The sequence below is a fragment of the Promicromonospora kroppenstedtii DSM 19349 genome, assembly GCF_000515355.1.
Taxonomy (GTDB): domain Bacteria; phylum Actinomycetota; class Actinomycetes; order Actinomycetales; family Cellulomonadaceae; genus Promicromonospora; species Promicromonospora kroppenstedtii.
In genome coordinates this window covers 9,723-14,609 of record NZ_KI911697.1, presented here as the reverse complement: position 1 = coordinate 14,609, position 4,887 = coordinate 9,723, and the positions used below count along the sequence as shown (strand labels likewise).

Sequence of the window (4,887 nt, the reverse complement as noted above, 5' to 3'; positions counted from 1 at the left end):
CGTGCTCGGCGGCGGCGAGCTACTGCGCGCCGGCGAGGTGCGGTTGGCCGCTGGGGAGAGCTACACGACCCCCGACGTGCTGTTCGCCTGGTCGGACGCGGGGCTGGACGGCATCGCCGACCGGTTCCACCGCCGCACCCGCGCGCGCCGTCCGCGGCGGCGCCCGCAGCCGCTCGTGCTCAACACGTGGGAGGCCGTCTACTTCGACCACGACCTGGGCCGCCTGACCGAGCTCGTGGACCGCGCCGCCCGGGTGGGCGTGGAGCGCATCGTGCTCGACGACGGCTGGTTCCGCGGGCGCCGCGACGACACGGCGGGCCTCGGCGACTGGCAGGTCGAGACCGCCGTCTGGCCCGACGGGCTCGACCCGTTCGTCTCGCGGGTGCGCGCGGCGGGCATGGAGTTCGGGCTGTGGTTCGAGCCCGAGATGGTCAGCCTCGACTCCGACCTGGCCCGCGAGCACCCCGAGTGGCTGCTGGCGCCGTCGGCCGGGGTCGGCACGAGCTTCCGCAACCAGTACGTGCTGAACGTCGCCCACCCTGACGCGTACGCCTACCTGCTGGACGCGATCTCGGCGCTCGTGGAGCGCTACGGCATCGACTACATCAAGTGGGACCACAACCGGGACCTGCTCGAGGCCGTGATCCGCGGCGGCGCCGCCGGGGACCGGCCGGGGGTGCGGCGGCAGACGCTGGCGCTGTACGCCCTGCTCGACGAGCTGCACGAGCGGCACCCGGCGCTGGAGATCGAGAGCTGCTCGGCGGGCGGCGGGCGCATGGACCTCGGCATCCTGGACCGCACCGAGCGGGTGTGGACCTCGGACTGCAACGACCCCGTGGAGCGCCAGCAGATCCAGCGCTGGAGCGAGGTGCTCCTGCCGCCGGAGCTGCTGGGCTCGCACGTCGGCGCGGCACGGGCACACACCACGAACCGGGTCACCGACCTGTCGTTCCGGCTGGTGACGGCGGCGTTCGCGGCGCCGGGGATCGAGTGGGACATCACGGGCTGCACCGAGGACGAGATGGTGCGGCTCACCCAGTGGGCCGCGTTCGTGAAGTCCCGGCGGGACCTGCTGCACGGGGGCGTGCGCGTGCACGCCGACCTCGCCGACGAGCAGACGCTGCTGCACGGCACGGTGTCCGAGGACCGTACCCGCGCGTTGTTCGCGTGGGTGCGGCTGGCCAGCTCGGCGGGGCCGCAGGTGGCCCGGGTGACTTTCCCGGGCCTGGACCGGGACCGGGACTACGTGGTGCGGGTGCCGGACGCGTTCGGCCCCACCGCCGTGCACGGCCGCGAGCCCGCGTGGCTCGACCAGGCCCGGCGCGCCGGTGGCTTCCGGGTGCCGGGCGCCGTCCTGGCGTCGGCCGGGGTGACGCTGCCGGTGCTGCAGCCGGCGTCGGGCCTGGTGCTGGAGCTCACCGCCGCGTGAGCACGCGTGTCAGACGCTCAGCCCCCTCCGAGGGGGCTGAGCGTCTGACACGTCGTGGGTCAGCGCGTGAAGCGGAAGCCGTCGCTCCGGACCGGGGCGTCGGACCCGTTCACCACCACGATGCGGTGGCTGCCGCGCTTGAGGCCGGAGACCGAGAACAGCTCCTGCTGGGTGCGGCGCGCGGCGGTGCTCGTGTCGACCGTCTTCTTGAGCACGCCGTCGACGTAGACGTGCACGGGGCCCTGGTCGGGCGCCGTCGGCGCGATCCACGTGACACCGGTGCCGGTGAACGTGAGATCGGTCCACGCCTCGCCGCGCGCGGCGTGCACGTCGTCGCCGCCGTCACCCCGGAACGCGAAGATCAGCGCCGTGTCGCCCGCGGGCAGGGTCGTCAGGAACTCCGCCGACAGCACGACCGACTGCCCGTCGGCGGTCCAGTCGGTGCCCTGGCGCAGCACCGTGTCGCCGTGCCGGATCGCCGTGAGCTCGCCGGGGTCGCGGCCGAGCTCGACGCTCGTCGCCCCGGCCCGCTCGTCGGGCACCACGATCGCGTTCGGCGTGACGAGGTTCTCCTGCTCGACGTCGACCCGGTCCAGCAGCATGAACCGGCCGTTCTTCTTCTCCATGCGCAGCGTGTGCTCGCCGTTCTCGAGGTCCGTCGCGGACCACACGACCGCCTGGCTCTCGCGCGGCGTCCCGGCCGGCAACGACGCGTCGACCGTGTCGACGAGCTCGCCGTCCAGGTAGACCGCGACCTCGCCCTGCGACTCGTCGCGCTCGGTCACGTAGGACACGCCCGTGCCCCGGAAGGTCAGCTCGAAGGCGTCGCCGTCCTTCTCGGTCCAGTGCACGTCGTCCTCGTGGTCGCCCAGGCCGCGGCCGGTGCTGTGGCTCCAGCTCCCGGAGTACGAGATCTCGGACGCGTCGTCGTTCAGCTCCGCGACCCGCTTGCCGGTGTCGCCCGGGGCGGGCGCCTCGTCGCCGTCGGGCACCACCGTGACGGCGAGGTCCTGCGACGTCGCCGCGACCTCCTCGTTGCCGTTGCGCGCCCAGTCGCCGCCGTAGCCGACCTGGATGGCGTCGTCGTTCACCGTCGACGCGGCGGCGCCGGCGGGCGTCACGCGCAGCAGGCGCACGCCGTGCGGCGGCACGTCGGTGGCCGTGAACCCGTCCGTGAAGGAGCCGAGGTTCTTCTTCGCCCACACGTCGCGCACCCTGTGCCGGCCGTCGCCGAGCCCGAGGTCCGCCCAGCGCGCCGTGACGTCGGCGTCGGTCGAGCCGAGGTTGAACAGCCCGACGACGTAGCTGCCGTCGTCCTGCAGCGAGTACCAGACCTGCCGCTTGCCGGCGGTCGAGACCGGCCGCGCCGGGATCGCGGCCTGGTTGATCGCGATGACCTCCTCGTTGGTCAGCAGGCCGAGCCCGAACGTGTCGAGCTGCGTGAGGTCGTTACCGGTGTACATCGGGGCCGCGGAGATGGCCCAGAGGCTGGTCGCCGTGCGGCGCTCGTCCTGCGTCAGGCCGTCCATGCGGCCGTTGCCCACGTTCAGCGAGTCGAGGTCGCCGAACCCGCCCGGGCCGGTGTACCGCCACCACTGCTCGGCCTTGGGGAACAGGCGCGCGATGTTGGGCCAGGTCGTCAGGGCCTCGTTCTCGCAGTAGCACTCGACGTCCCAGTCGAGGCGCCATCCGTCGGCCTTCTCGCGCCAGTAGTCGGCGTAGCGCGGGTCGAGCGCCCAGGACAGCTCGAACCAGATGTCGCGGCTGTGCAGCGCGTCCGACCAGGCCGCCACGTCGCGGCGGGCGTCGAGCGACAGGTCGCCGATGCCGGAGCCCGGGGTCACGCTGTCGAACTTGACGAAGTCCACGCCCCAGTCGCCCAGCAGAGCGCCGATGGAGTCGATGTACTTGGTGGTGCAGGGGTTGTCGAAGTCGAGCGCCCAGCCGATGCCCCAGTAGTCGGCCTTGGTGAGCGGCTGCTTGACGATGTCGCCCGTGGTGCAGCCCGGCGCGTTCCACACCGGCAGGTCGGCCTCGTACACCTCCGGGCCGATGCCCGGGATGAAGTACAGCCCGAACTTCTGCCCGTTGTCATGCACGTGGTCGATCACGGCCTGCAGGCCGTCCGGGTACAGCGAGGTGCTGGGCTTGGGCCGGCCGAACTCGTCGAATCCGTCGTTCCAGCCCGCGTCGACGTTGATGCGGTCGTAGCCGAAACGCTGCAGCTTGGTGTGCATGGCGTCGGACTGGGCGATGAGCTGGTCGGCGTCGATCCAGCGGCCGTCACCGCTGTAGACCTGCATGCTGAAGCTGCTCCAGCCCATGTACGGCGCCGTGGCGAGGTCGCCGGGCTCGACGCGGGGCACGAGCGGCGGGGGAGTGGGCGCCGGGTCCGCGGCGCTCGCAGGGCCGGCGGTGCCGGCGACCAGGAGGCCGACGGCGGCGAGTCCGCACAGCGCCTGCCGGAGCAGGCGTCGGGGGCTTGTCATGGAAGGTGCTCTCCATCCTTTACGAGGATGCGCAGTGGCGACGTGCGGAACGGCACTGTTCCAGCGCGCGACGGGGCCTGGCGGGTCCCGTCATTTCTTGACGCGATCAAATAACCACAGCCCAGCCCCCGTGCGCAAGGGTCCGGACGCAGTTGCTTGACAACGGAAAGAAACTCTTGGACGCTCGTCTCGCTCCGCCCGCTCCGACACCCCTGGTGGCTCTCATGCTCACGCGCACCGCCGCGCCCGGACCCTGGACCCTGCACGTCGAGACGGCTGCGGCCGACGCCGATGCCGCGGTCCTCGCCCAGCTCCCCGTACCCGCCACGGTGCCCGGCACGGTCCACACCGACCTGCTCGCCGCCGGCCTCATCGAGGACCCGTACCTCGACCGCAACGAGCTGCTGACGCCGTGGATCGGCCGCTCGGGCTGGCGCTACCAGGCGACGCTGCCTGCCACGACGCCGGCCGAGCGCACCGATCTCGTGCTCGACGGGCTGGACACGCTCGCCACGGTGCTCGTGGACGGCGTCGAGCGCCTGCGCACCCGCAACATGTTCCGCTCGTACCGGGTGCCCCTGGGCTCGGCCGACGCCGCCGACGTCGCCGTGGTGTTCGACTCACCCTGGGGGCCCTTCGACGCCCTGGACGACGACGCGCGGCGCGCGTTCGACTCGCCGTCGGCGCACATCCGCAAGATGGCCTGCAACTTCGGCTGGGACTGGGGCCCCACCCTGGTCACCGCCGGCATCTGGCGCCCGGTGCGCATCGAGTCGTGGTCGGTCGCGCGGCTCGCCGAGACCCGCGTGGAGGTGCGCGCCGAGCAGAGCGCCGCCGGCTGGCGCGGCCTCGTCGAGGTGGGCGTCGAGCTCGAACGGACGACGACGGCGCGCGACGCCGAGCTGGTCGTGGACGTGGGCGGCGTGACCCGGAGCGTCGTCGTGCCCGCCGCGGAGACGTCGGCGCGGC

General features: G+C 72.8%; 3 protein-coding genes. 2 read left to right on the top strand and 1 reads right to left on the bottom strand.

What is annotated here, in order from left to right; genetic code table 11:
• A partial coding sequence (locus PROKR_RS18060; RefSeq protein WP_036965384.1) for an alpha-galactosidase occupies positions 1–1,429 on the top strand: 1,429 nt, incomplete at its 5' end.
• 59 nt (positions 1,430–1,488) lie between these two features.
• On the opposite strand, the gene PROKR_RS18055 is transcribed toward PROKR_RS18060, so the two are convergent.
• Positions 1,489–3,918 (bottom strand): X2-like carbohydrate binding domain-containing protein, encoded by a 2,430-nt coding sequence (locus PROKR_RS18055; protein ID WP_036965382.1) that lies wholly within the window; start codon positions 3,916–3,918, stop codon positions 1,489–1,491.
• 224 nt (positions 3,919–4,142) lie between these two features.
• Between PROKR_RS18055 and PROKR_RS18050 the strand changes: the two genes are divergently transcribed.
• Positions 4,143–4,887, top strand: a 745-nt coding sequence (locus tag PROKR_RS18050) for a glycosyl hydrolase 2 galactose-binding domain-containing protein (protein ID WP_036965380.1), incomplete at its 3' end; no start/stop codon positions are given.

Coding starts and splice junctions, on each gene's coding strand:
- PROKR_RS18055 (WP_036965382.1), bottom strand. CDS start 3,918: ATGACAAGCCCCCGACGCCTGCTCCGGCAGGCGCTGTGCGGACTCGCC.